The sequence below is a fragment of the Pantoea sp. Cy-639 genome (assembly GCF_011752525.1).
Lineage (GTDB): Bacteria > Pseudomonadota > Gammaproteobacteria > Pseudomonadales > Pseudomonadaceae > Aquipseudomonas.
Genome location: NZ_VWXI01000008.1, coordinates 83,437 through 109,907 on the forward strand (window position 1 = coordinate 83,437; position 26,471 = coordinate 109,907).

Below are 26,471 nucleotides of genomic sequence, written 5' to 3' on the forward strand. Positions count from 1 at the left end.
AGTCCGGTCAGATGTAAGACATGGGCAGATCGAGCAATCTGGCCGCAGGTTGTGCCAGTGCCCGCTGGCGGTAGTAGATGTCCTGATCGATTCGCGTCAGTCGTCGCCAGGTTTCCTCGACCGACTGTGGCTGGCTGCGCTGGAATGCCTGGGTTCTCATCAGGTTGCGCAGGTCCCGGCGATAACTCAGCGGCAGGCGCTCCCAGACTGCCCGACGTTCTGCTCCGGCGTATGCCAGCAGGGGCTCGTATTCGAGGTCGGCGATCAGCAAGTCGATCCCGGTGGCCTGGTAATAGTCTCCGATCTGTCGCCAGACTTCCTCGCCCAGGCCATCACCTTCCAGGCGCAGTGCCCGGGCGACCCGGGCCGGGAGCAGATTCGCCGTGGGCAGCTGGACCAGTGGGTTATGGGCAAAGTCCAGGGCCAGCGGCTCGATCAGGGTGTGCAGGCCCTCGGGCAGGCTGGCCAGGCCGCAATCGGTCATGTAGACGGTGCTCAGTTCAGGGTGCAGGGCCAGGTTGGGTGCGCGCCCCAGCGGGCAGTAGGAGAGGTCGAGCACCCGCAGGTTCGCGTAACGATCGAGATCGAGCTGAGTCGTGTCGCTCCACACCAGTGGATTGCGATCGATATCGAGCCACTGCAAGGTTTCGGCATGTGGCAGGCGCGGCAGGCGGGTGAAGCCACTGCTGGTCAGCATCAGGCGGTTGAGCGTCGGCATGCGTTCCAGCCAGGCCGGAGGAATCCGGCTTGTGCGCGGATTGAACGACAGACGCAGTTCGTTGACGTGCCCCAGCCCGTCGGGCAGCGGCAGGTCGGCGAGGTCTGTGTCGGCCAGGTCAAGCCCGCCGAGATCGAGGGCGACGATACCGCGGCCATTGCCGATCGGTACGACCTCCGTGCGCCGCCAGGCGCTTTCCACTCGTTGGCTGGCCTGGCGGCGGTCAGGGTGCTCACCGGCCCAGTCATGCAAGTCTCTGCGTAGATTGCCCAGTTGGGTATCCAGGCGATCCACTTCCATGGTTGGCGACAGACCTTGGGCACGCCACTGCGCGGCGAGTTGCTGGTACTCGGTCTCGGTGGTGCGCGGGAACAGGCGGCGGTAGCGCACGGCCGTCGGGGAGCGCAGGTGCGTGCGCGGATAGCCACGGGCCGAGTCGCCGCCGCGCAGCAGCCCTCGGTTCCACTTCCAGTCGGGGACGCGGCCCAACAGGCGCTGGAAACCTTGTCGGTCGCTGGCCGCCATTTCCAGCAGCCGTGCACGCAGATCGGCGCCATCGAGCAAGCCCAGGGCCTCACGCCGGGCGACGGGCAGCGCGGCAACGACGGCGCGGCACAGGTCGGGATCACTGACGCCGGCTACGGGGCGCTCGCCGAGAAACGCTTCATAACCGCTCGCTGACTTGAGGACCACCACCTGCTCCTTGCCCTGCGCACTTGCGGTGGCTTCCAGGACCGAGCCGTCGGGGCTGCCTGCTCTTATTTCCAGCCGCAGGTCGGCTGGCCAGCGAGGCAGGCGCTGAACCGCGGCGAGCAACAGGCGCTCACCCGCCGAGGAGGGGGGATAGGCCAGCGACAGGGCCTCGAGTGTCCGGGTCAGCGGCAACTCACGTTCGACCTCGGTTATTTCCTCTTGCAACCAGGCCGGCCAAGTGTCCTCCGATCCGAGCCCGGTGCCCCCCAGACGGGCCGTGAGGCGCCTGGCCAGCGCACGTCCCAGCTGTGGCCGTTCACGGTAGAGGCGTTCGGCGAGCGGGTCGCTATCGACCTGGCTGTTGGCGAAGGTGTCGAGCCAGGCCTCGGCCTGTGTCCCTGAACCCTCGGCCAACGCCGCCCTGGCCATGCGCAGCGCCCGCAGGCGGGCCAGGCTGTCGGCCAGCAGGGGCGGAGTGGGCTTGCCCCCGAGGTACACCTGCAACAGGGCCTGCTCGTCCGTGCCGCTGATCTGCATGGCCTGGCGCACCTCGGCATCGGCGAAATCGTCGAACCAGGGGCCCAGGCGTCGGACCAGGCGTGGACCGTCCCAGCTGTGTGGTTGCTCGTGCTCGGCGTGCCAGGCACCTTCATCGTTGTGCGCCAGCGGCGGTTGCCAGGCCTCTGCGTCACTGGGGTGGAGCAAGCGCCAGCGGCCTGTGACCGTGTCCAGGCGCTGTTCGTACAGCCGGCCATCCAGGCGGATGAAATGGCGAGCGTCGTGCTGGTATTGCCCCAGGGCGTTGGGCTGCAAGTCCGTGGGTAGCTCGACCGGGCTGCGGTAGGGGGCCAGCTCGGGCGACCACAGCCGTGTTGTGCCATCGGCTTTGCGCACCGGTTCGAGGGTGTCGAGCAATGGGCTGCCGAGCAATTTCGGCATGGCCTTGCCGGCCATGTGCAGGCCGCCGATCAGCGCCAGGTTGAGGCCGACCACCTCGAGGTGGTGCAGGGCCTGGTGGCGGTCACCAAGCTGCCAGGCCTGCCAGCCTTCGTAGGCTTCGTCCAGCAACTGGCAGGCGGTGATGGCGAGCATCAGGGTGCCGATCGCGGGCACGAAGAAGCCGGCCAGCATCAGCGCGGTCATGCCCAGGCTTTCCCACTCGTCGATGCGCCGCTGGCGGAGCTGCTCGTCGGCGTCGGCACTGGGCACCGCGACCTGACGCGCTTCGGCCTTGAGGCGGGCAAGGTGCTCGCGCTGGAGAAAGGCGAACAGCTCGCCATCGATCGACTGGGTGGCCAGGTGCAGGTTGGCGCCTGCGCGCAGCGGCCAAGCCTGGTCCATGGCCGACTCTCCCGTGGCATCCAGGTTCTGGCGCAGGCGGTCGATGAAGCTGGCCTGGGTGTCGCGCCGCACGTAACGCAGGAACCTGGCACGCCAGTCGGCTTGCAGCAGGTCGGTGCACAGTTGCTCCTGCAGGTGCCCAAGGCTTGGGTAGTGACGCAGCGGTTCGGGTTGCCCCGGCAGGTAGAGCAGCAGTCCCGCATCGCCCTGTGCAATGACCAGCACATCGTGCAGGGTAATGCCGAACAGTGACAGTTGCAGGCCGTGCGGCGGTGCCGGGCCGTCGAGCAGCGCCTTGACGGTGTCCACGGCGGCGCCGTCGACCTGCTGGCGCAGGTAGGCGAGGTCGCTGTCCAGGCGCAGACGTTCGCGGAGCACCTCGATGGTCTGTCGGGTGGCCTCCGGGGTCCCCAGGAGGCTGTCGAGGTGTTCCTGGTAGCGCTGGCCGAGATCGAGCGAGCGGCAGCTGTGGGCGAAGGCTTCTGGGCTCAGGGGCAGGGGCTGGAGGGTGCAGGTTTGCGAGTCGAGATCGATATCCACCAAGGTTTCACTGTCGCCCAGGGTGGTCTTGCCGGTGACTTTGGTCGGTGTGACATGGATATCGCCGCTGCGGGCAATGGCACTCTCGAGGCTGAAGGTCTGGCCGTCCGGGAAGTTCTGCAGCGCAGCCTCGAGCAGGCTTTGACGGCGATGGTGAGTGACGTAGACCTGCCAGGTGAAGACATGCCGGGCATGCACCAGTTCAGTGTCGCGCAACGGTGCCGTGAAGCCATGCTCGTCGAGCAGATGCCTGGCCAGCAGCGGCTCGGCGAACTCGGCGATCTGCTTGAGCCCGCGTAGCGAGCGGGCCAGGGTGGTTTGTGCCTGATCCAGGCGGTGTTGGCTGGCGATGACGGCTTCGCGCAGGCCGGGGACGGCATTGGCAAAGGTCGGGTCGTCCTGGTACGGCGACAGGGTTTGCCTGAGCGCCTGCCAATCCTCGGGGCCGGCGTGCCGGGCCCATTGCGGTAGACGTTGCTCGAGCAGTGGTTGGTAGGGGTGATCGGGTGTTGACTGTGGCATGCGGGCACCTTGCTGTGGGGAAAGGTGCATCTGACGGCAAGGGGAGGTGCGTGTGGTGGTAGAGGTGTCTCGTGCTGGTCTTGCACCTTCGATTCGGAGCCTTGATGGGGGATCACCCGCGAGCGGCTGGACAAGGAGTACGTGGCGGCGGGGTAGAACCTCCTGATCTCAACCCCCACTCGCCAGCGCACTCTGCAACCGCGCCAGCGCCGGCCCTTCCCGTTGCCGATCGAACACCTGCAGCGACACCTCCAGCATCCCACCTGCTGCCGCGCGCGCCAGCCGTTGCTCACAGCGCAGGCGCAGGCGCCCCTGGTCGCACTCGAACTGAAGCACCCCTGGCTTGGCGCTGCCCTCCAGGCGCAACTCGGCCAGGCGTCCCTGGGCCGCCAGCAGCGCCAGCGACTTGTCGCGCAGCAGGCCGTTGCCCTGGGTCATCAGCCCTGTGGCGCGCACGGCGGCAGCCATGGCCACGGCAACGATGGTCAAGGCCACCAGCACTTCGATCAGGGTGAAACCAGCCTGCGTCCGCCTCACGGCAGCACCTGCGCACAAGGGAAAACGGCAATGTAGAGCGCCTGGGTGACGGTTTGACGACGACAACTCCCGAGCTTTTTCAATATCGGTGACATACCTGCTTGCAACAATCGGCCCCCGATTCGAACTCATGCAAGGAATGCCGAGATGCAGATCGCCCGTCGCCGCGCCACAGGCCGCCGTTCCCGCCAGCAGGGCTTCACCCTGATCGAGATCATGGTGGTGGTGGTGATCCTCGGGATCCTCGCCGCGATGGTGGTGCCCAAGGTGCTCGACCGTCCCGACCAGGCCCGGGCCACCGCCGCGCGCCAGGACATCGCCGGGTTGATGCAGGCGCTCAAGCTCTACCGCCTGGACAACGGCAGCTATCCGAACCAGAACCAGGGCCTGAAGGTGCTGGTGGAAAAACCGGCCCAGGCCAAGGATGGCCAGTGGCGCGCCTACCTCGACCGCCTGCCCAACGACCCGTGGGGCCGTCCGTACCAGTACCTGAACCCCGGCGCCAACGGCGAGGTCGACGTGTTCTCCCTGGGCGCCGATGGTCAGGCCGGCGGCGACGGGGTGAACAGCGACATCGGCTCCTGGCAGCTGTGACCGGCCATGGCGCGCCAGGATGGCATGGCGGTGATCAGCGCCCTGCTGATCGCCGCGGTGGTGGCGGTGATCGCCGCCGGCATGATCGAGCGCCAGGGCCTGCTCACCCGTCAGGTGGAGAACCGGCAACTGGCGGTGCAGGGGCTGTGGGCGCTGGAAGGTGGCTTGCAGTTGAGCCGCCAGGTACTGCACGAACAGCGTCTGCGCGATCCGCTGGTGCGCGCCGGGCAACCCTGGGCGCAGCCACTGCCTGAGTGGTCGGCCGGCAACCTGGTGTTTGCCGGGCGCCTGGAAGACGAGCAGGGCAAGTTCAACTTGCGCAACCTGGTGGTCGATGGCCTGGTCGACGCGCAGGCGCTGGCCTCCTTCCATCGACTGTGCGCGCTGATCGACATCGACGAGCGTCTGGCCACCGCCATCGCCACCCTGGTGATCGACAGCTATCCGCAACGCGCCGTCGCGTCGCCGGTGCAAGGCGCGGAGCCGGCCAGTGGGCGACTGACATCGCCGGCCAGCGCCAGTGCCACATCGCCGCCCCGGCGCCCGATGTTGCGCAGCCTCGACACCCTGGCTTCGCTCGAAGGCATGAATGCCAAGGCCCTGCAGCGCCTGCGCCGGGTCGTGACGGTGATCCCTGCGCTGACCTGGGTCAACGGCAACACCGCCAGCGCCGAAGTGCTCGCCGCCCAGGTGCCGGGGCTGTCGCTGCAGCAGGCCAGGGCCCTGGTGGCCGAGCGTGACGGCGGGCGCTGGTTCATCAATCGTGGTGACTTCGTCAACCGTCTGCGCATGCCGCAACTGGCCACGGCCAATGTGCGGGTAGGGATCAACAGCGACTGGTTCCGTCTGCACGGCCAGGCGCGCCAGGGGCAGCGGCAGGTGCGCCTGCAGGCGCTGTTGCGCCAGCGCGAGGGACAGTTGCCGGATGTGATCTGGACGAGGGTCGGGGCATGAGTCGGGTACTGGACATTCAATTGCCGCCGCTGGCGGCGCTGACGGCGACCTCGTCGCTGGCTTACCGCCTGAGCGACCGCCAGGGCAGCTTGCTGAGCAGTGGCGAGGCCACCCGCGGCGAGCTGGCCGGCCAGGCCAGGGGCGCACGTTGGCGATTGCACCTGCACGAGGACGATAGCCTGGCGTTGCCCATCGCCTTGCCGCCGCTGGCAGGCAAGCGCCTGCAGGCCGCTGCGTGCTGCGCGGTGCAAGGGTTGCTGCTGGGCGACGCCGGGCAGGTCCACATGGCCCACGGCCCGCGCCAGGCCGATGGCCAGGTGGTGGTGGCCTGGCTCGGCCAGGCCGAACTGAAGCAGTTGCAGGATTGGTTGCGGGTGGAGCGGGTCAGCCTCGGTGGCCTGTTCGCCCACCCGGGGGACGCGCGGCCTGCGGTGGACCTGGCCGGCGGCCTGCAAGGCCCGGCCACGCCGGTGGCGTGGGGTCGTACGTTGAGCATCTGGGGCGTCGCGCTGGCGATCTGGTGCCTGGGGCTGAACCTGTACGCCGGGCACCTGGCCGACGAGGGCGAGCGATTGCGGGCACGCATGGTCGCCCAGGTTCGCCAGGCCTTCCCGCAGTTGCCCGTGGTGCTCAATCCCTTGCAGCAGGCGCGTCAGCAGCTACAAGGCGGGAGCGGGCGACCGGGACTGGACGGGTTGCTCGACGGGGCTGGGCAGGCGATGCCTTTTCTGGCCGGCAATGTCGCGGCACTGGACTACCAGGACGGCGTGCTGCAGGTCACGGTGCAGACCGAGGGCACGAAGCTACCGACCGACAGCAGCTGGCAGGCCGAGCTCGCCACCCGTGGCATCGAAGCCAGCGCGAGCGGGCAGGGTTGGGCCTTGCGCGCCGGTACGCCGGTCAACCAGGAGCTGGCCCATGTCGATTAAACCCCGTCTGCAGGCCTTGCATGGCCAGGCCCGGCAGCGCTGGCAGGCGTTGGCCCCGCGGGAGCGGCGGGCGGTGACGCTGGCCGGGCTACTACTGGGCGCGTTGTTCGGCTGGCAGGTACTGACCGCGCCGGCCCTGGCGCGGATCGAGCACTGGCAGGCCGAAACCCCCAGGCTGCGCAGCCAGGCCCAGGCCTTGGACGCGTTGCTGGCACAGCATTCTGTGGTCACGGGCAGCCTGAGCGAAGCCCTGGCACAGAGCCTCGAACAGGCCGGCCTGACGGCGCAGTCGCGCCTCAGCGACACGGGTGATGGCTGGCAGCTGGACTGGCAGCAAGCCCCGGCCGAGGCCGCGATGGCCTGGCTGCAGGGCGTGCCGTCGCGCTACGGGCTCAGCGTCGGGCGACTGACGCTGCGCCGCGACCCGGAGGCGGCCGTCGGCGCCCCGGTGACATTTTCCGGAACCCTTCGCATGGATCAGGCGCATGGCGCTAAGGACCCTTCATGATCTGCACTCGCCTCCCTACACGGCTGCTGCCGTTCGCGCCGCTGGCCCTGGCCCTGGCGCTCGCCGCCTGCGCCAACCCGCCGCCTGCGCAGAAGCCGTTGGCCAGCAGCGAGCTTGGCCGGCCGCTGGCCAGTACCGGTGCCAGCGACAGCGTGCCGGACTTGCATGCCCAGAACGCCGACACCCGTCGTCCGGCTTCGCGCCAGGTACCGCCACGGGTCGGCCAGCGTCATAGCCGCGCGCCGTTGACGCCGGTCGCGGCCAATCCGCTGGGCAACCAGCCGGTGCAACTGAACTTCGTCGAGGCCGATATCCAGGCGGTGGTGCGCGGTCTTTCCCGCGCCACTGGCCGGCAGTTCCTGGTCGACCCACGGGTCAAGGGCCAGCTGACCCTGGTCTCGGAGGGCGAGGTGCCGGCCAGCAAGGCCTACGCCATGCTGCTGGCGGCCTTGCGCATGCAAGGTTTCAGCGTGGTCGATGTCGGCGGCGTGGCCCAGGTGGTGCCCCAGGCCGACGCCAAACTGCTCGGCGGCGCGCTGGCCGGCGCCGACCGCGAGGCCGGCAACGGCATGCTCACCCGGACCTTCCGCCTGCAGTACGAGAACGCGGTCAACCTGATCCCGGTACTGCGCCCGATTGTCTCGCCGGACAACCCGATCAACGCCTACCCGGGCAACAACACCATCGTCGTCACCGACTACGCCGAGAACCTCGAGCGGGTGGCACAGATCCTCGACCGTATCGACATTCCCAGCGCCATCGACACCGATGTGGTGGCGATCCAGAACGGCATTGCCAGCGATATCGCCAGCATGGTCAGCGAACTGCTCGATGCCCAGGGCGGCGACCCCACGCAGAAGATCAGCGTGCTCGGCGACCCGCGCTCGAACAGCGTGGTGATCCGTTCCGGCAGCCCGGAGCGCACCCAGTTGGCCCGCGACCTGGTGTACAAGCTCGACAACGCGCAGAACAGCAGCGGCAACCTGCATGTGGTGTACCTGCGCAACGCCCAGGCCGACAAGCTGGCCCAGAGCCTGCGCGGACTGCTCACCGGCGAGAGCGACAGCGCGACCAGCGACGGCACCCGGGCGCTGCTCAGCGGGGGTGGCATGCTGAGTGGCAATGGCACCAGCACGAACAGCGGCGGGGCCAGGAACGGCGCGACCCAGAACGCCAGCGGCAACAACGCTGGCGGTGGCCTGAATCGCAGCGGCAACGGCCTGGGGGCTGGCAGTACGCCCAACGGCTATGGCAACGGCCAGGCTCAGGGCGAGCAGGGCAGCGCGTTTTCAGCCGGTGGCGCGACCATCCAGGCCGACAAGACCACCAACACCTTGCTGATCTCCGCGCCCGAGCCGCTGTACCGCAGCCTGCGCGAAGTGATCGACCAGCTCGACCAGCGCCGCGCCCAGGTGGTGGTCGAGAGCCTGATCGTCGAGGTCGGCGAGGACGATGCCAACGAGTTCGGCATCCAGTGGCAGGCCGGCAACCTTGGCAAGAACGGCGTGTTCGGTGGTGCCAATCTTGGCGGCAGCGGGCTGACCAAGGGCGCCACCAGCATCGACGTGCTGCCCAAGGGCCTGTCGGTGGGGGTGGTCGACGGCACGGTGAAGATCCCTGGCATCGGCGAAGTGCTCGACCTCAAGGTGCTGGCCCACGCGCTCAAGAGCAAGGGTGGCAGCAATGTGCTGTCGACGCCCAACCTGCTGACCCTGGACAACGAGGCGGCGAGCATCTTCGTCGGCCAGACCATCCCCTTCGTCAGCGGCCAGTACGTCACCGACGGCGGCGGCAACAGCAACAACCCGTTCCAGACCATCCAGCGCGAGGAGGTGGGCCTGCGCCTGAACGTACGCCCGCAGATCTCCGAGGGCGGCACGGTCAAGCTCGACGTCTACCAGGAAGTCAGCAGCGTCGATCAACGGGCCTCCAGCGCCGCCGGCACGGTGACCAACAAGCGTGCCATCGACACCAGCATCCTGCTCGACGATGGCCAGATCATGGTGCTCGGCGGCCTGCTGCAGGATGGCTACACCCAGAGCAACGAAGGCATCCCGTGGCTGGCGAGTCTGCCTGGGGTCGGCGCGCTGTTTCGCAACGAGCGTCGGGCCAGCAACAAGACCAACCTGATGGTGTTCCTGCGTCCGTACATCGTGCGTGACGCCGGCGCCGGGCGCAGCATCACCCTCAACCGCTACGACTTCATCCGCCGCGCCCAGGGCAACCTCAAGCCCGAGCATTCCTGGGCGCTGCCGGACATGGACATGCCGTTGCTGCCACCGGTGGAGCAGGGCGTGCCGGTACAGGGCCGGGCCCAGCCCGCGGCGCAGGGCGCGCCACGGGCGGCGATCCGCGCGGTGCCGCTGGATGAGGTGGCCCGGTGAGCCGGCTGCCCTACGCCTGGGCCAAGGCCCAGCGCCTGGTGCTGCAGGCCGGTGGCGAGGATGGCCCGCGCCTGGCGCGCTGCCCCTCCAGCCCGGGCTGGGCGCTGGCCGAGGTCCGTCGGCGGTATGGCCCGGTGCCGGTCGAGGCGCTCAGCGATGCGCAGATGGACGCGCTGCTGGTCAGCGCCTATGCCGATACCGGCAGCGCGGCGGCAGTGGTGGGCGCGGCGGAAAACGAGGTCGACCTCGACCGCCTGCTGCAGGACATTCCCGAGGTCACCGACCTGCTCGAAGCCCAGGACGATGCGCCGGTGATCCGCATGATCAATGCCTTGCTGACCCAGGCGGCGCGGGACCAGGCCAGCGATATCCATATCGAACCGTTCGAAAGTCACTGCCTGGTGCGCTACCGGGTCGACGGCACCCTGCGCGATGTGGTCTCGCCGCGCAAGGCGCTGCATGGCGCGCTGGTATCGCGGATCAAGATCATGGCGCAGCTGGACATCGCCGAAAAACGCCTGCCCCAGGACGGTCGCATCGCTTTGCGGGTGGCCGGGCGCCCGATCGATATCCGCGTGTCCACGGTGCCCACCGGGCATGGCGAGCGGGTGGTGATGCGCCTGCTCGACAAGCAGGCCGGGCGTCTGCGCCTGGAGGCGCTGGGCATGGACGCGGCGCTGCTGGCGCGGCTAGACCAGTTGATCCGCCAGCCCCATGGCATCGTCCTGGTCACCGGCCCCACCGGCTCGGGCAAGACCACCAGCCTGTACGCGGCCCTGGCGCGGCTGGATGCCAGCGTGAGCAACATCCTCACCGTCGAGGACCCGGTGGAGTACGACTTGCCGGGGATCAGCCAGATCCAGGTCAACGCGCGCATCGACATGAGCTTCGCCGTGGCTTTGCGGGCGATCCTGCGTCAGGACCCGGATGTGATCATGATCGGTGAGATCCGCGACCTGGAAACCGCGCAGATCGCGGTGCAGGCCTCGCTGACCGGGCACCTGGTGCTGGCCACCCTGCACACCAACGATGCGGTGTCGGCGGTCAACCGCCTGGTCGACATGGGCGTGGAGCCGTTCCTGCTGGCCTCGGCACTGCTCGGGGTGCTGGCCCAGCGGCTGGTACGCAGGCTTTGCCCGCACTGTCGCGAGCCCGATCCGACGGCGCCAGGGCAGTTCCGCCCGGTCGGCTGTGTCCAGTGCAACCACTGTGGCTACAGTGGCCGCACCGGTATCCACGAGCTGTTCTGTGTCAATGACCAGGTACGCAGCCTGGTCCACCAGGGCGCCGATGAGCAGGCCCTGCGCAGCGCCGCGCGGGCCAATGGCATGCGCAGCATGCGTGAGGACGGCCAGCGCTGGATCGACGACGGCAGCACCTGCCAGGAAGAGATCCTGCGCGTGACACGGGACGCCTGATGAACCGCTATCGCTATGAAGCCGCCGATGCCCAAGGGCGCATCGTCAATGGTCTGCTCGAGGCCGATACCCCGGCTGCGGCCATGGCCCAGCTCAAGGCCCTGGGGCTCACTGCGCTGGAGGTCGAGGTCCATGCGGCTGCCGGGCAGGGGGCCGGGCTGTTCAGCCCGAAGCTGTCCGATAGCGATCTGGCCTGGGCCACTCGCCAGTTGGCCAGCCTGCTGGCGGCCGGCCTGCCGCTGGAGGCAGCGCTGGGGGCGACCCTTGAGCAGGCCGAGCGCAAGCATGTGGCCCAGGTGCTGGGGGCGGTGCGTGGCGATGTGCGCAGCGGCATGCGCCTGGCCGACGCGCTGGCCGCACGTCCGCGCGATTTTCCGGACATCTACCGGGCGCTGGTGGCGGCGGGCGAGGAGTCCGGTGACCTGGCGCAGGTGATGGAACGCCTGGCCGACTATATCGAAGAGCGCAACACCCTGCGCGGCAAGATTCTCACGGCATTCATCTACCCGGCGGTGGTGGGGCTGGTGTCTGTGGGCATCGTGATCTTCCTGCTCAGCTATGTGGTGCCGCAGGTGGTCAGCGCCTTCACCCAGGCGCGTCAGGACCTGCCCGGATTGACCCTGGCGATGCTTGCCGCCAGTGACTTCGTGCGGGCATGGGGCGTGCTGTGCTTTGCCGTGATGGCTGCCGCGCTGTGGGGCTGGCGGCTATATCTGCGGGCGCCGCCGGCGCGCCTGGCGTGGCATGCGCGGATCTTGCGCCTGCCGCTGTTCGGGCGTTTCGTGCTGGGCTTGAACACTGCCCGTTTCGCCTCCACCCTGGCGATTCTCGGCAGTGCCGGTGTGCCGTTGCTGCGGGCGCTGGAGGCGGCGCGCCAGACGCTTGGCAACGATCGGCTCGACCGCTGCGTCAGCGAAGCCACCGCACGGGTGCGCGAAGGCGCTGGCCTGGCCGCTGCGCTGGCGGTGGAAAAGGTGTTCCCGCCGTTGCTGATCCACCTGATCGCCAGCGGCGAGAAGACTGGCAACCTGCCGCCGATGCTCGATCGCGCCGCCGACAGCCTGGCCAAGGACATCGAACGCCGCGCTATGGGCATGACCGCCTTGCTCGAGCCGTTGATGATCGTGGTGATGGGTGGGGTGGTGCTGTTGATCGTGATGGCCGTGCTGATGCCTATCATCGAGATCAACCAGTTGGTGCAGTGAGCACTGCAAGGGCGGCGTGACGCCTGCTGATAGTGGCCGGGTGGCGCTGGCCGCCCGGCCAGGGGCTGGTCAGCCTTCCGCGTACATCCAGCGCATCAGCGAGTGGCGGCCACTGATGCCCAGCTTGATCGCCGCGCGGCGCAGGTAGCTCTCCACGGTGTTGACCTTCAGGCTCAGGTGCTCGGCCTGCTGCGGCGCGGTGCGCCCGGCCAGCAGGCCCTTGCATACCTGCATCTCGCGCTCCGACAGGGTGATGCCCGTCTGCCCCAGGCGTTCGAGGAAGCGCTGTTCGAGGCTTTCGGGTTCGCAGGGGTCGAGCGTGGCCGGTTGCAGCGCATTGATGTGCTTTTCCAGCATGGGCATCAGCAACGGCGAGATGTCCTCCAGGCGGCTGCGCTCGGTGGCGGAGAAGCCAACGCGCGGGTCGGCGCGCAGCACGGTGATCTCGTAGCGGTAGCCGTCCTTGCGGCTGGCCAGGTGCAGACGCGCCGGCGCGTCGAAGGCATCCTCCGGCCCGCCGGTGCTGAACACCATTTCGCTGAGCAACGTGGCGTCCTGGCGCGAGGCGCAGGCCGAAGCGTCGCGCAACTGACGGATGTGCGTCGCATCGATGGTCAGGTGGGTCTGGATAAGGTCATGCAGCCGTTGTGGAAACTGGCGGCTGCCGGTACTGGCTATGACTTTGCCGATCTGCGGAAAAAGCAGGTGCGAATTCATCGTGTCATCCCTGATAAACGGTGGTACGAAACGCCCGATCTGCCAGAGACCAGCATCCTTGACTGGCGGCGGGGCGGTTGGAGCTGCTTGCTATCCTAGTACAACGATTCGGTGACGGTTAAATGAAGCTGGAATAATGGCATAACAATATCATTGCCTCCATGCCTGGCGCGTAGCGCCGCGCAAGTCAGGTATGATGCGGGCCCATTCTCTCCCACGAGGCCCGATCCCATGTCCCTGAGCGCAGCACAGACCGGCGAATTCCGCGCCTTCGCCGAACAGCTTGCCGATGCCGCCGCCGAGGCCATCGCGCCGTACTTTCGCGCCAGCCTCGATGTCGAGGACAAGGGGGGGCGCCTGTACGACCCGGTGACCATCGCCGACAAGGCTGCCGAAGACGCCATGCGGGCATTGATCCAGGCCCGCTATCCCGAGCACGGCATCCTTGGCGAGGAACAGGGCGTGGCACTGGGCAGCAGCCCGCTGACCTGGGTGCTCGATCCGATCGATGGCACCCGTGCCTTCATCACCGGCCTGCCGCTGTGGGGCACATTGATTGCTCTGAACGACGGCCAGCGCCCGGTTGTCGGCGTGATGAACCAGCCCTTCACCGGCGAGCGCTTCGTGGGTACCCCCGAAGGCGCCTGGCGCAGCGGCACGCCGCTGAAGACCCGTGCCTGTGCCGAGCTGGGCGCCGCGACGCTGATGTGCACCACCCCTGACATGTTCGACACTCCGGCGCGCAAGGCAGCCTTCGAGCAGGTCGCCGGGCAGGCCCGATTGATGCGCTACGGGGGAGATTGCTACGCCTACTGCATGCTGGCTTCGGGCTTCGTCGACGTGATCGTCGAGGCCAGTTTGCAGCCGTATGACGTGCAGGCGCTGATGCCGATCATCGAAGGGGCGGGCGGTGTGATCACGGCCTGGGACGGCAGCTCGGCGCAGAACGGTGGCTGCGTGGTGGCCTGTGGCGATCCGGCGTTGCATGCGCAAATGGTGGCGTTGTTGCGCCACGCGATGTAATCGGGATGTGCACTAGGCGGGAGTGAAGGTCTTGCACCAGGGGCCGCTGTGCGGCCCATCGCCGGCTTTGCCGGCTCCCACGGCTGCGGTTTCGTCGGCTTGCCAGCTTCGATGACTGGGGGCTGTTCCGGAGTCGTGTGGCTTGGCTGGGCACCTGCCATCGCACTTTTCGCGTTTTGAACGCTCTATGCATGGCCATGCCACACCGATTCACGGTGTGGCCGATGACCCATGCCGGTGCCGATGGTCGTACGAACACATACCCGAACTCTCCAAGGTCTGCTGCTGGCGGGTGCCCTGACGGCGCTCTGCGCCTGCTCCCAGCAACAAGGCCGTGACATGCTCACGCAACTGGGCAACGGCAAGCCCGACGAGCTGTTCCAGACCAGCGTCGACCGCATGGCCACCCTGGGCATGCGCGACAACCTGCAAAGCCTCTATCTGTTGATGAACAAGCTGTACCTGCGCAATCCCAACCAGTGGAAGCAGTCCGGCTACCTCGACGCCACCACGGCCGCGCGGCAGATCCGCATCGCCATCGAACAGCGCGAGCCGCTCGCGCAACTGGGCGGACGCCGCGACCTCGAAGCGCTGAGCTACGCGTTGAGTCCAGCGTTTCGCGGCGACCGGGTCGGTGCCTTCATCTATGCCATCGGCAGCATGCTGATCACCGCCCATGGCGGGCGCACCACGTTCTACATGACCGATACCCTCGACCCGCTGTTCATCAACAACGCCGCGCGCAATATCGAGAAGGCCACCTGGATGCTCAGCCAGCGCCAGGATGCCAATGGTGTGCTGTTGCTGTTTTCCAATGAGATCTCCGAGCAGGGCAGCAACCTGAGCTTCGCCGTGGAGTTCGGCAAGGTGGTCGCGCGCCTGGACCTGCTGGCGCAGATCCTCGACGAGCGTTACCGGCGCGTTGGCCTGAACTATGCGCAGAGCCTGCTGCTGATGAATTTCCTGCCGGTGCAGTGAGACAGCAACGCCCCTTCGCCGGTATTGCCGGCGAAGGGGCGTTGCTGGTCAGGCGACGTCGACCAGCACGATCTCGCTGTCTTCCAGCGCCGTGACCGTCAGCACGCTTTCCTGCTCGATCGCCAGGCCATCACGGGCCTTGACCTGCAGGCCGTTGACCTCGAGGCGGCCCTTGGCCGGCACCAGGTAGCCACGGCGTGCCGGGTCGAAGCGGTACTCGGCGCTTTCCCCAGCTTTCAAGGTAGCGGCCACCAGACGAGCGTCGGTGCGGATGCGCAGGCTGTCCTCGTCGCCCTCGCGACCGCTGGCCAGGGTCACGAAGCCTTCGCCGCGCTCACCCTTGGGGAATGGCCGGGAGCCCCAGGACGGCGCCTCGCCGACGTTCTCCGGCACGATCCAGATCTGGAAGATCCGTGTGTCGACCTTCTCCAGGTTGTACTCGCTGTGCACGATGCCGCTGCCGGCACTCATCACCTGCACGTCGCCCGCCTCGGTGCGGCCCTTGTTGCCCAGGCTGTCCTGGTGGGTGATGGCGCCTTCGCGAACGTAGGTGATGATCTCCATGTCACGGTGTGGGTGCGGCGGAAAACCGCTGCCGGCGGCGATCAGGTCGTCGTTCCACACCCGCAGGTTGCCCCAGTGCATGCGTGCCGGGTCGTAGTACTCGGCGAACGAGAAGTGGTGGTGAGCGTCGAGCCAGCCGTGGTTGGCGTGGCCCAGGCTTTCGAAGGGTCGCAGTTGCAGCATGGTCGTGCTCCTCTGATTCGCTGGAATGGGGCCATGATGCGCGGTTCAAAGATCGAAAAAAAGCGTAAATATCGGCTTGTTATGATCGAATTTGTGGATTTTTACTTTTGCGGTTCTGCATGCGCTTCATCGCCTAATCCCATGATCCATAAGCATTCGCTGGTACTTTTGGGCAGATGGGGCGAACATGCTCGCTGCTTTCGATCTTCAACGGAGTGACCGTGCCCCCCGAGCGTCCCCAGGCCCCGGCCGACCTGACCCCTCCCGCCCAGTTGCCCTGGCTGCGCCGCCTTGCCGCGCGCCTGCTGGGTCGTGGCCTGAGCCGTTTGCAGGCACAGCACCGCGACTCCTGGTTCCTCGGCCACGCCACCGGCCAGCGCAATGGCCACGCCGACGGCCTGCGCGAGGGTTACGAACGGGGCCGGGCCGATGGCTATGAAGCCGGACGCCAGGTCCTGGTGATCCGCGACACCCGCCCGGACCATGGCGCTGTGCCAGGCGAGGACGACAAGCTGTTCGACGACTGGCGCCTGCCGTTGACCGCGGAGCTCAAGAAACGCTTCAAGGCCGATGTGGCCCAGCGCTTGCCTGCCGGCAGCCAGCCCAGCGCGGCGCAGTGGAAGCTGATCTTCAGCGACACGCCGTCCACCTGCGTGGTGGCCGGCGCCGGTGCCGGCAAGTCGACCTCGCTGGTGCTGCGGATCCTGCTGCTGCGCCATTACCTGGGCTTCGAACTCGACGCCATGACCGTGGTGACCTTCACCCGCGAATCGCGCAGGGACTTCATCCAGCGTCTGCTACAAGTGTTCGCGTTGTGGCAGATCGACCTGTCGCCGGCCCAGGGCCGTGAGCTGGTGCGCACCTTCCACTCGCGCATCCTGCCGCTGGTACGCAGCCTGCCGGGCTTTTCCCAGTTGCGTGCGTTCGAGACCCTGGGCAACGAGATGCCCGCCGGGGCCGAGGCCGGCGCCGAGAGCAACCCCTTCGACCTGCGGCTTAACGATGCTCAGCGCCAGCAACTCAACCTCTGCTACCGCGACCTCATGGCCCAGAGCCCGCGTTTTGCCACGCTGGTCGGCACGTTGCGCCAGGAGGCACTGTTGCTCAAGCCGCTGGATCCGGAGCATCCGGAGGTGCAGAAGCGCGCGCAGGTGACGCAGCTGGCGGCGCAGCGCGACGAAGAGCTGTGCGATGTGATCGAGGACCTGTGGTTCGCTGCCGGTGCCTGGCCGATCAAGGGAATCGAGCCCAGCCGCGAAACTGTGCAGATCCGTGGCAGCCGCTTCCATGTCCATGGCCGCCTGGAGGGGCTGGATGCCTGGGTGGTGCTGGGCTTCGACCCGTCGGAAAGTGCCCAGTACCAACGCCCTGGGGCCAAGCTGACGGTACGCGCGGAATGGGCTGTAAAGCGCACCTTGTTTCAAGCTTTCTGCGATAAACCATTGATATGGTTGGATAATTACGCTTCTGCAAAGCGTCTGGCCGCCTCTCTGGCCGGCGATGCCGTGGCGGGTCCGGGCTTCGAGTACAAGGTCAAGGGTGAACTGGCGGCGGCACCGCTGCTGGATGCCTTCGTCAGTGCCGCGAACTTCATCGAGAACCTCGGGCTGGACGTCAATGCCGCCGTGACGGCCATGCGCTTCCCGCCGGGCGACAGCGACGGCCCGTTCTTCGAGGCCCTGGCCCTGTTCTGGAAGGCGCTTGAGGCACACCTGCTCGGTCAGTCGCCACCGGTGATGACCTACAACCGCATGTTCGCCCTGTTCGGCGAGAACAATCCGGAGAATCTGGCGCTGTTGCCGGACCCTTTGCTGCGCCCGCTCGCGCACCTGATGATCGACGAGTTCCAGGACGTCTCGCCGCAGATCGTCAGCTGGCTGCGGGCCAGCCTGGCCGAGATCCGCCGGCGTGGCCCGGCCATGCACAACGGACGGGTGGCGCAGCACGCATCGTTGATGTGCGTGGGCGACGACTGGCAGTCGATCTATGGCTGGCGGGGCAGTTCGCCGAAATACTTCATGGAGTTCACCAAGACGTTTCCGTCGCCGGCCAACACGCGGGTGATGCTGGTGGAAAACTACCGTAGCCAGCAGCACATCATCGAGGCTGCCGAGCACCTGGTGAAGGGCGCACCGGCCATCGCCGGCAAGAAGGCCCGGGCCAGCGGTGCAGCGGCGGAGCTGGCACTGTCGCCGGTCAAGGTGTTCGAACGTGACGAATCGGCACTGGCGCAGACCCTGATCGAGCACTACCAGCAGGGTGATTCGGTGATGATGCTGTTTCGAAAAAGTAGCGATAAGTTATTGATAGAAAAACATTTATCTCAAATTGTTAAAGCTGATTCTAGCTTGCCGACTGCTCAGCGCCGCCTGCGCCAGCTGACCTACCACAGTGCCAAGGGCCTGCAGGCCGACGCGGTATTCATGCTTGGTGACTGCCAGTACCAGACCAGCTCGCCGTACAAGAACCAGGTCTATCGCCTGGCGGGCCTGGGCAAGCCGGGTGACGCCCAGGCCTTCGACATGGCGCAGAAGGAAGAGGTGCAGCGCCTGGCCTACGTGGCGGTGACCCGCGCGGTCAGGCACTGCTACTGGCATGTCGAGGCGGCCAGTGGCGAGGCGGCCGGCTCACCCAGGGCATCTGCCCAGGTGGACGGTCGCCACGCCTTTTTTGAAGACCTGCGAGGTCATTGAGCGGGTCGATTAGGGTCCTGCTCGGTGGTGAGTGCCAGCAGCAGGGCTTCTTCGGCCACTTGGCGGCCCTTGGCCAGGGCATCGGTGGCCTGTCGGTACTGTTGGCTGTCCAGTTGGACGCGTTGCAGTTGCCCGGTTTCGTTGGTCAGGGGCATGGGCAACGTGTCCTGCAATTGCTGCAGGACATCGGCTTGCACCGAGTCGATTCGCTCGGCTTGCTCATCCAGGCAATAGTCCAGGTATTCCAACCCGACGGACCAGTGGCTCTGCAACTGCTCGAAGCGCTCACCGTAACGACTACGCAAGAACCGCTGCCAACTGGGTTGCCGTGAGATCCAGACCCTGACGGCTTCATCGTCGTCTTCAAGGTCGCGCACGGCATGTTCGACATTGTCGATGACGTCCTGCGTGATCCGCGCCGTCTGGCGATAGAGCATGTCCTGGCTGGGCTCGGGGAACACCAGCACGCGGGCCAGGGACTGACGCAGCGCCAGCCGGATCTCGATGTCATCGAGCCCGCCGTCGCGCAGTTGCTCCAGGGTGATGTCATCGAGCGGATCGAACGGTGGCAATTCTGCGAAGTCGGGACGTTCCTCTGGCGCTTGCGTTTCCCATGCCACGAAAGCCTGTTGCCGCTCGAGACGCGCTGCATGAATGCGTGCGGCCATTCGATTGACTTGCTCGCGGCGGAACAGACGCGTGTAGAAGTTGTACTGGATCGCTCCTGGAACGTCAGCCTCTTGGCTGTGCTCATGGATCAGGACCTCCACTTCCAGGGTGCTGAACGCATCGGTGCCGGCATCGCCGCAAGTGGCCGGGAAATCGCTGGCCACCTCATCCAGGTGTTGGCGCAACGCCGAGTCCCTGCTGGCAGTGTCGAGCATCTGCCAGATCTGCCTGGCCAGCGATTGCTGGTTGTTGCGGGCCTCGGCCGAACGGCCGACACGCTCTATGACCTCTCTGAGATGAGCATGGGCGTTACCCTCGAACAGATCATTCCACTGTTGGCGCTGGGTTGCGCTGGCACTGGCCCTCCAGTCAACGGCCTGTTCCGGAGGTGGCAAGTGGGCGACCTCGATGATCCTCGCGCCGATACTGCGCAACTGTACCGCTGTGTCAGGTTGCAGGCCGTTGTAATGGAAGTTCCAGGCCATGGGGCGCCGCTGGGCGCTCAGTTCTCTGGCATAGGTCGAATCCAGGACCTGCGTGACCAGCGGCACGTCGTGGATCTGGTTGCTGCTCAGGTCCAGGTTGCGCAGGGTGCAGTTGCGCCGGCTCATCAGTTCGGTCAGGCCGGCAGGCCAGGCGCCCAGCTGGCAGTCATCGAGCATCAGGGTCTCCAGGCGGTGCAAGCTCGCCAGCGCAGGCGGTACTTGCAATGGATTGTTCGACAGCCGCAGCTCCCGCAGGCGTGGCATTGCCGCGAACCGTTCGGCTGTGACGATATCCAAGGTGATGGCATTGCCATGCAGGTGCAGGCGTTCGAGCGGCAGGCGGCTCAGGACCTCCAGGTCGGCATCCAGCAGCGTCAACTCGGTATCGTGCAGCCACAAGCTGTGAAGTTCACGCAGACCGGCCAAGGCGCTCCGGGCAGCGTCGTCCAAGCCGCCCAGCACCGTCTCGGCGACCCCGAGTTGCTGCAGGCGTGGAGCGCTGCGCAGTGCTCTCCAAAGATCCTGGGCCGGCAATTCGGTGTTGCCGACCAGATCCAGCTGACGCAACGCCGGGAAGCTTTGCAGGAACCGTTCTGGCAAAGCTCTCAGGCCAATGCTGCGCAGGCTCAGCGTAGTGATGTGGTCGAAGCGTGCGGGCAGCTCGGGCAAGCTTTCCAGTGTGAGCTCCTCGAGGATCAGCACCTCGCCGCCATCCTGTCGCCAGGCGCTCATGAGAATCCGATACAAGCGTCGGCGATCGTCATAGGCGTCATCGTCCGCGAGGTCCAGCCACTGCTGAAGCGTGATGGCCAGTTGCCGTTGTTCTTGGGTCAATGCCTCGATCTGCCGCCCCACGTCACCACGCGCACGCGCGCGCAGGCGGGTGAGCAACTGGCGGCGTGCGCTGCTGCTCAAGGAGGGATAGAGCTCCTGCAGCCGGCGGTCTTCGATGGCCCGTGCTTCCCCCGAGAGCCATTTCGACAGGCACGACCTGCCGCTCAACTGATATCCGACTCGGCCATCGCTCAGGCGCAATGGTGATCTGAAGCCGCGCTTGATGGGCTGTTGCCCGATGAGTTGCGCGGCATGGGCGCGGTCGCCCAGCGCTATCTCCAGCAGCCTTGCAGGTTGGGCCTGCGGGTGTTCAAGGTGCAATGCGTTACCCAGGCGCAGGCTGTCGGCGTTGCTCAGTCCAGGCCGATACAGCCCCAGCAAGGCCCGGTCCAGGCGGAACCGTGCCTGCAGCAGGCGGGCTTCTTCAGCAACGCGCAGGGGAATACGCCCGCTGACCATGAGTTGGCGTTCGCGGCCATTGGCCTGTTCGGCCAGCGCTTCGAGCGCGCTGGGTGGCAGCCCGCTGAATTGACGGCCCAGCGCTTGAGCAGGCTCGCCCAGGGAGGGCGCGCGGCTGGCATAAAGGCTCTCGGACAAGGCCGTGCGTTGCAGGGTGAGATACGTCGCCAGCCGCTCGCGCAGCCCCGAGGCTCCCTCCCTGGCATTGGTGTCGGTGGCGAATAGCTGACGTGCACTGGCCGGTTCCATTTGCCGCATCACGCTGTCGCCGAGCCTGCCTTGTTCCAGGTCGGCGCGGGTGATCTGGATCTCCACCTGGCCAGGTGCCTCGGCAGGCCCGTAGCGCACCGAGGTACCCCAGGGCTCTGGTCCCTCGAAAGCCTTGATGAAGTGATCTTGCGGCCAGCCAGGGAGTTCGGGCAGGGCAGGCAGGGCATAGTTCCTGTACGCGGCGAGGGGCATGCCGTGGCGTACCCGGGTGATGATTTCGTCAGCTTCCTGGTCCGCACGCAGGCGCATCAGGGCGTCCGCCAGCAGGGGCGGTGGCGGTTCGCCTGCCACATGGGCTGCGCGCAAGGTCTCGGCAGCGGTACCGGTGCAGCGCAGGACTGCCAACAGTTGCTGGTCGTCGAGTGGTTCGCTGATGGGGCCGAAGCGGCGGACCAGTTCGGCGTCGTCCCAGTCCAGCGGCTGTTCGTGGACGGTACGCCAGGCGCCGCTGCCGTTGTGTTCGAGTGCAGGCCGGTAAGCCTGCGGGTCGCCAGGGTGGTCAATGCGCCATATGCCTTCGTTGTCCTGGGAATGGGCGTACAGGTCATTCCCCAGGCGCACGTAAGTCTTGTCGTTGTGGTGGTACTGCCCAAGCGCATTGGGGCGTAAGTCATCCGGTAACTCGACATCACTGGCATAGGTGGACAGGTCTGTGTGCCACAGGCGTTCCTGGCCGGCAACCGTGATCGAGCGCATGGCGTCGACGAAGCCCGATGCCTTGAACAGCGCCACCCCGCCCGCCACGCCGGCAACGGTCGCCAGATTGACCAGCAGCGACTCGACCTGCGCCAAGGCCTCGGCGCGCTGATCGTCTTCCCAGGCCTCGATACCCTGGAACACGCTGTTCATGATCTGCGCCGCGCCAATCACCATCATCAATGGGTTGAGCAGGGGGATGAACATGGCCGCGACGTTCAGTACGTCCAGGCCTGCCGACAACAAGTGTTCCAGGCGTTGCAGGCGCGCTTCGGCATCCACCGTGGCCGTGGGCACCGCGAGGGTGGCGGCATCGCCTTTCAGGCGCCGGACATGGGCCCGGTGCAAGGCGTCCCAGGGCTGGGAAGGGAGCAGGTGTGTCTGGTAGCGCAGCCGTGGGTGCTTGCGATTGAATACATGCTTGCGACCGAACAGTTTCTTTTCTTCGAACAGGGCTTCGCGCAGCTTGTTGCTCAGTTGTGCCTGGAGGGCGGCGGGGGCGAGGCGCGTGACAGTGCGCAGCAGATCCTGTTGTTGCAGTCGGCGAGCCAAGTCCACCGCGGCCTGGGCTGGCGAGGGATACTCACGCACTGGGGCGTCGGGAGCACCCGGAATGTAGGCGATGCAGGGGGTGATTTGAGCGTTGGCGTCAGTTGCGATCAGCAGCACTTCGTTGAGCGGGGTATCGAACAGCTCGATGCGCCAGCACTGCATGGCTTGCGCACCGTATTGCACGGTGGTGCCGCTGGTGCACAGTTGTCGGAGCGTCTCGACCCCCGTTGCGCTGAGCAAACCACGCATCTGGGCAATCAGTGCCTGGACCCACAGCTCATCGCGGCTGGCTTGGGTCGACTGGGTATGGATCCTGGCACTGTCGGGGCCGTCATACAGATTGGCGACATGCGTCTGGTACTGCCGCCCAAGATCCAGAGTGCGACAGGCTCGCACGAACTCGCTGGCGGTCAGCCCCTCGATGGCCTGGGGATCGTCGCTGCTGACGTGCAGGCTGCTGAACGGGTCGGGCTCTTCGGCTTGAGTGAAATTGTGCAGTGCTGCTGCGAGCAGGCTCAGGATGCGTGGCTTGCCGTCCGGATCGACTTCGTAGTGGTCAGTCGATGCGATGGCGGCGATCCCGGCGGTGGGCTCCACCAGGACATCGCGCTTCAGGCGGAACGGACGCAGATGATACTGCGCCTGGTCCACTGCCGCCTTGATGCCCAGGTGTTGCTGGAGCAGCGGCTTGCAGAAGTCGGTGACACCCTTGAGCGGGAGCAGCAATTGCCGAACGGCTTCACGGCTGGCGTCACGTTTCTCGATGGCTTCGCGCAGTGCCTGTTGCTGCTCCGGCGTGGCGTGCCGGAACCAGTCATGGGGCGTGCCGTCACCTTGCAGGAAGTCCTGGCGCAGGCTGCCCATCAGGGCAGGCAGGTAGGCAGGGTGAACGCTTTTGCACCATGCAGGCACGCTGCGCAGTATCTGTTGCTGATGAAAGGGAGGGGTCGTGGTCATGTTGAGCTCCGTGTACGAGAGCCGTCATTGCAGCCGCCCATCCGCAAGGCTTGGCGTTAACCGGGTAACACCAGCAGGTCGGCGGCACGCATGTCGCTGTCGGTGAAAGGCCAGCGCAGGCCTTGGGATTGCGCCATGGTGGGCTGGCGGCCTGTGGCGCCGACGCCAAGGAGGTGAGTTCATGCGTTCGCAAAGCAGTCCCAGGGAGCACCTGCTCGACATCAACGGTATCGAGATCGCCGTGCGCGCCTGGGGGGACGAGGAGGGTGTCCCGGTGCTGGCCCTGCATGGCTGGCTGGACAACGCCGCCTCGTTCGAGCGCCTGGCGCCGCAGCTCGCGGGTTGTTTCGTGGTGGCCCCGGACCTGGTGGGGCACGGTCGCAGCGACCATCGCCGCGTCGACAGCGGCTACTACCTGTGGGAGCACGCCGAGGACATGCTGGCGGTGGCCGAGAGTCTTGGCCTGTCGTCGTTCCATGTCCTGGCCCATGGCATGGGCAGCGGGGTGGCCTCGATTCTGGCGGCGCTGACCAGTGGCATCGCCAGCCTGCATTTTCTCGATGGCATGGGGGCGCCGTTCACCGTCGCCGAAGACGACCGGGTGGCGCACATGGCCCGCGCCTACCGGCTCAAGCGCTTGGTCAGACGCAGCCGCCTGCCGGGATTCGTCACGCCCGACGACGATGCTCGCTTCGACACCTTGGAGCACGCATTGGACCAACGTCGCAATGGCCTCGATGGCGGTCCGCCGAGCGCTGCCGCGCGCTTGCTGGCCCAGCGCGACCTGTTGCAGCTCAGAGATGGCTATTGCTGGCGCCATGATCCGCGCCTGGACCTGCCCGAACCGATGCCACTGACCGAGCGCGAGGCCTGCGACCTGCTGCGCCAGATCAGTTGCCCGCTCTACCTGCTGCTGGGGCGCGAGGGGGCCTTTGCCGGCGCAGGCTACGCCCAACGCCAGATGGCCCTGCCTCGGCATGCGCAGGTCAGCTGGCATCCGGGTGGTCATCACTTCCACCTGGAGTCCCCGGCGCCAGCTCTGGCCAGGCAGATCCTGCGCAACCTGGTACGCCACGAGACTGGCGCCCTGGGACGCCGGGCCAACGAATAGCCTGGCACCTGCTAAGGTCAAGTCTTCCTTTGCAACGGGAGCCTCCCATGCCAGCCTTCAACATTCTGCGGCTCGACCATGTCGTGCTGCGGGTCGCCGACCTCGAGCGCAGCCTGGCGTTCTACCAGACGGTGCTGGGCTGTCCCCTGCGCCGGCGCCGCGAGGACCTGGGCATGCTGCACCTGGCGGCCGGCGACTGCATGATCGACCTGGTAGCGGTCGATGGCCCGCTTGGGCGCCAGGGCGGCGCCGGGCCGGGGGCCGAGGGGCGTAATGTCGATCACCTGTGCCTGCGCATCGAACCGTTCGACGAGCAGGCGCTGCTGGCGTACCTGACCGCCGCCGGGGTGAAGGCGGAGCCGGCCGAGCCGCGTTTTGGCGCGCAGGGCGAAGGACTGTCGTTGTACTGCTTCGACCCGGATGGCAACCGGGTCGAGCTCAAGGGGCCGGCGAGCAGGCTCTGTACGAGAAGTTCCGAGGGAGCGGCGGTGCGCCGATGCGACTTGCCCCGTGATGAATAACCGCGGATTCAGGATTTGCCGCAGCGTTGCGGCAGATCGCCGGGCAGGCCCGCCCCCCACAACGCTCGATGGCCATGCTTTTCGTGCAAGACCTAACGCTTGAGCCTCAGTTGTGCAGGTGCACGCTAGTGACGCTGGGCGATCTGGATCAGGTTGCCGCAAGTGTCGTCGAACACCGCCACGGTGACCGGGCCCATGGCCGTCGGCGGCTGGGTGAAATGCACGCCGGCGGCGCACAGGCGGGTGTACTCGGCCTGGATATCGCGCACGCCGAACGAGGTGGCGGGAATGCCATCTTGCTTGAGCGCGGCCTTGTAGGTGCGCGCGGCCGGGTGCGCGTCAGGCTCGAGCAGCAGTTCGACGCCATTGGGGTCGTTGGGCGAGGTGAAGGTCAGCCAGCGGTGCTTGCCCATGGGAATGTCATGTTTGGGCTGAAAGCCCAGCACGTGGTGATAGAAGGCCTGGGCCTTGGCCTGGTCGTCGACGAGGATGCTGGTGACCACGATCTTCATGGGCGCTCGCCTGCACGGAAGGGGTATCAGCAAGTAAAGCCGCTCCGCAGTTTTTGACCAGCGTTCAGCACTTCACCAGGTCGAACAGCGAACGCATCGCCTGGCCCGCCAGGCGGCGCATCACCGGCGGCGGCAGGCGCTCGGCAGGCCCGCCGGCGCCCAGCGCGGCGACCACCTGGCCGCGCAGGCGCAAAGGTAGGGCGACGCAGTGCAGGTCGGGGCGCGAGGCGCCGAGGTCGAGGGCGAAACCCTGATTGCCGATCTGTTGCAGTTCCTGCTCCAGGACCTGCGGCATAGGGCGGCTGCGTGCCATCTGGCGCGCCAGGTGTGGATCGTGGGCCAGCAGGACTTTGCCGATCGCCGAGGTGGCCAGGCCGTCGCGGCGGATGTCGCCAGGCAGTTGCAGAGGTTGGCCCCTGCCGTCCAGCGCGGCGAGGGTGAGGTAGGCCCGGGTGCCGCCGGGCACGGCGAGGAAACAGCTCTCGCCACAGAGCTCGGTGAAGGCCCGCAGCGCCGGAGAGAAGGCCTGGCGCAGGCGCTGTTCGGTGTCGTGCACCGGTTGCGCCAGTTGCCGCAGGCGCAGGCCAAGCACGTAGTGGCGTTGCTCGCGGGCGACGTAGCCGAGGGACATGAGTGTGTCGAGCAGCCCATGCACGGTGCTCTTGCCCAGCCCACTGCGTTCGGCCAGGTCGTTCAGGCGGGCGCGACCGCCCTCGGCGCGGATGAGCTCGAGCAGGTGCATGGCCCGTTCGAGAGACTGGATCTGGCGGTGATTGGCGGACATGGACTGGGTACCGGGCGTCGAGGCAGCCATTGTGCCTGTAATTGCACGCGCCTGCAGGCTGATGCGCGGCCTGTGTTCGACATTGTCGAACAAGCGGGTATTTGTGCCGGCGATGCGCCG

The 26,471-nt window shown here is 66.8% G+C and carries 19 protein-coding genes; 12 read left to right on the forward strand and 7 right to left on the reverse strand.

The genetic code is table 11. The features are described 5' to 3' along the window. Positions 1-7: 7 nt before the first annotated feature. Together F3J43_RS12080 and gspI are read right to left on the reverse strand one after the other, a co-directional pair. Positions 8-3,814, reverse strand: a complete 3,807-nt coding sequence (locus F3J43_RS12080; protein WP_166886139.1) for a dermonecrotic toxin domain-containing protein — start codon at positions 3,812-3,814, stop codon at positions 8-10. 168 nt (positions 3,815-3,982) lie between these two features. After that, on the reverse strand, positions 3,983-4,351 hold the full coding sequence (gspI, locus tag F3J43_RS12085; RefSeq protein ID WP_205297811.1) for a type II secretion system minor pseudopilin GspI: 369 nt from the start codon (positions 4,349-4,351) through the stop codon (positions 3,983-3,985). 147 nt (positions 4,352-4,498) lie between these two features. Here gspI and gspG point away from each other — a divergent pair, with 147 nt between their 5' ends. The 7 genes from gspG to gspF are packed head-to-tail and all read left to right on the forward strand — an operon-like array spanning position 4,499 to position 12,343. Then, positions 4,499-4,945 carry a type II secretion system major pseudopilin GspG gene (gene gspG, locus F3J43_RS12090; protein ID WP_166886143.1) on the forward strand — a complete coding sequence of 149 codons (447 nt, stop codon included), beginning with the start codon at positions 4,499-4,501 and terminating at the stop codon, positions 4,943-4,945. 6 nt (positions 4,946-4,951) lie between these two features. After that, entirely contained in the window at positions 4,952-5,899 is a 948-nt protein-coding gene (gene gspK / locus F3J43_RS12095; RefSeq protein ID WP_166886145.1) for a type II secretion system minor pseudopilin GspK, read from the forward strand. Further along, positions 5,896-6,828 (forward strand): type II secretion system protein GspL, encoded by a 933-nt coding sequence (gene gspL, locus F3J43_RS12100; protein ID WP_166886147.1) that lies wholly within the window; start codon positions 5,896-5,898, stop codon positions 6,826-6,828. Before gspK ends, gspL begins: the two co-directional genes overlap by 4 nt. Continuing rightward, positions 6,818-7,336 (forward strand): type II secretion system protein M, encoded by a 519-nt coding sequence (locus F3J43_RS12105; RefSeq protein ID WP_166886149.1) that lies wholly within the window; start codon positions 6,818-6,820, stop codon positions 7,334-7,336. Before gspL ends, F3J43_RS12105 begins: the two co-directional genes overlap by 11 nt. Next, positions 7,333-9,720: a type II secretion system secretin GspD gene (gene gspD / locus F3J43_RS12110; protein WP_166886151.1), complete on the forward strand. Its 2,388-nt coding sequence runs from the start codon at positions 7,333-7,335 to the stop codon at positions 9,718-9,720. The genes F3J43_RS12105 and gspD overlap by 4 nt, the downstream gene beginning before the upstream one ends. Further along, positions 9,717-11,138, forward strand: a complete 1,422-nt coding sequence (gene gspE / locus F3J43_RS12115; RefSeq protein ID WP_166886154.1) for a type II secretion system ATPase GspE — start codon at positions 9,717-9,719, stop codon at positions 11,136-11,138. Before gspD ends, gspE begins: the two co-directional genes overlap by 4 nt. After that, on the forward strand, positions 11,138-12,343 hold the full coding sequence (gene gspF / locus F3J43_RS12120; protein WP_166886156.1) for a type II secretion system inner membrane protein GspF: 1,206 nt from the start codon (positions 11,138-11,140) through the stop codon (positions 12,341-12,343). Before gspE ends, gspF begins: the two co-directional genes overlap by 1 nt. 69 nt (positions 12,344-12,412) lie before the next feature. Here the strand turns inward: gspF and F3J43_RS12125 are convergent, their stop codons facing one another. Continuing rightward, complete coding sequence (locus F3J43_RS12125; RefSeq protein ID WP_166886158.1) at positions 12,413-13,060, reverse strand: helix-turn-helix transcriptional regulator; 648 nt, start codon at positions 13,058-13,060, stop codon at positions 12,413-12,415. A 231-nt stretch (positions 13,061-13,291) separates the two neighbouring features. On the opposite strand from F3J43_RS12125, the gene hisN reads away from it, so the two are divergent. Together hisN and F3J43_RS12135 are read left to right on the forward strand one after the other, a co-directional pair. Continuing rightward, complete coding sequence (gene hisN, locus F3J43_RS12130) at positions 13,292-14,083, forward strand: histidinol-phosphatase (protein ID WP_166886160.1); 792 nt, start codon at positions 13,292-13,294, stop codon at positions 14,081-14,083. Positions 14,084-14,422: 339 nt separating this feature from the next. Continuing rightward, the gene (locus F3J43_RS12135; RefSeq protein WP_205297812.1) at positions 14,423-15,061 is read left to right on the forward strand and encodes a hypothetical protein; all 639 of its coding nucleotides are present in this window, start codon (positions 14,423-14,425) and stop codon (positions 15,059-15,061) included. 48 nt (positions 15,062-15,109) lie between these two features. Here F3J43_RS12135 and F3J43_RS12140 read toward each other — a convergent pair whose 3' ends face one another. After that, on the reverse strand, positions 15,110-15,808 hold the full coding sequence (locus F3J43_RS12140; protein ID WP_166886165.1) for a pirin family protein: 699 nt from the start codon (positions 15,806-15,808) through the stop codon (positions 15,110-15,112). Positions 15,809-16,029: 221 nt separating this feature from the next. Here F3J43_RS12140 and F3J43_RS12145 point away from each other — a divergent pair, with 221 nt between their 5' ends. Beyond that, positions 16,030-18,501 carry a UvrD-helicase domain-containing protein gene (locus F3J43_RS12145; RefSeq protein ID WP_205297813.1) on the forward strand — a complete coding sequence of 824 codons (2,472 nt, stop codon included), beginning with the start codon at positions 16,030-16,032 and terminating at the stop codon, positions 18,499-18,501. On the opposite strand, the gene F3J43_RS12150 is transcribed toward F3J43_RS12145, so the two are convergent. Next, positions 18,495-23,423, reverse strand: coding sequence for an NEL-type E3 ubiquitin ligase domain-containing protein (locus F3J43_RS12150; protein WP_166886170.1), 4,929 nt, complete (start codon positions 23,421-23,423; stop codon positions 18,495-18,497). The genes F3J43_RS12145 and F3J43_RS12150 overlap by 7 nt on opposite strands. Before the next feature lie 181 nt (positions 23,424-23,604). On the opposite strand from F3J43_RS12150, the gene F3J43_RS12155 reads away from it, so the two are divergent. Both F3J43_RS12155 and F3J43_RS12160 read left to right on the forward strand, forming a co-directional pair. Then, positions 23,605-24,534 carry an alpha/beta fold hydrolase gene (locus F3J43_RS12155; RefSeq protein ID WP_166886172.1) on the forward strand — a complete coding sequence of 310 codons (930 nt, stop codon included), beginning with the start codon at positions 23,605-23,607 and terminating at the stop codon, positions 24,532-24,534. 47 nt (positions 24,535-24,581) lie between these two features. After that, on the forward strand, positions 24,582-25,055 hold the full coding sequence (locus F3J43_RS12160) for a VOC family protein (RefSeq protein ID WP_166886174.1): 474 nt from the start codon (positions 24,582-24,584) through the stop codon (positions 25,053-25,055). 125 nt (positions 25,056-25,180) lie between these two features. Here F3J43_RS12160 and F3J43_RS12165 read toward each other — a convergent pair whose 3' ends face one another. Further along, positions 25,181-25,567: a VOC family protein gene (locus tag F3J43_RS12165; protein WP_166886176.1), complete on the reverse strand. Its 387-nt coding sequence runs from the start codon at positions 25,565-25,567 to the stop codon at positions 25,181-25,183. 64 nt (positions 25,568-25,631) lie between these two features. After that, on the reverse strand, positions 25,632-26,351 hold the full coding sequence (locus F3J43_RS12170; protein WP_205297814.1) for an IclR family transcriptional regulator: 720 nt from the start codon (positions 26,349-26,351) through the stop codon (positions 25,632-25,634). Between the last annotated feature and the right edge of the window lie 120 nt (positions 26,352-26,471).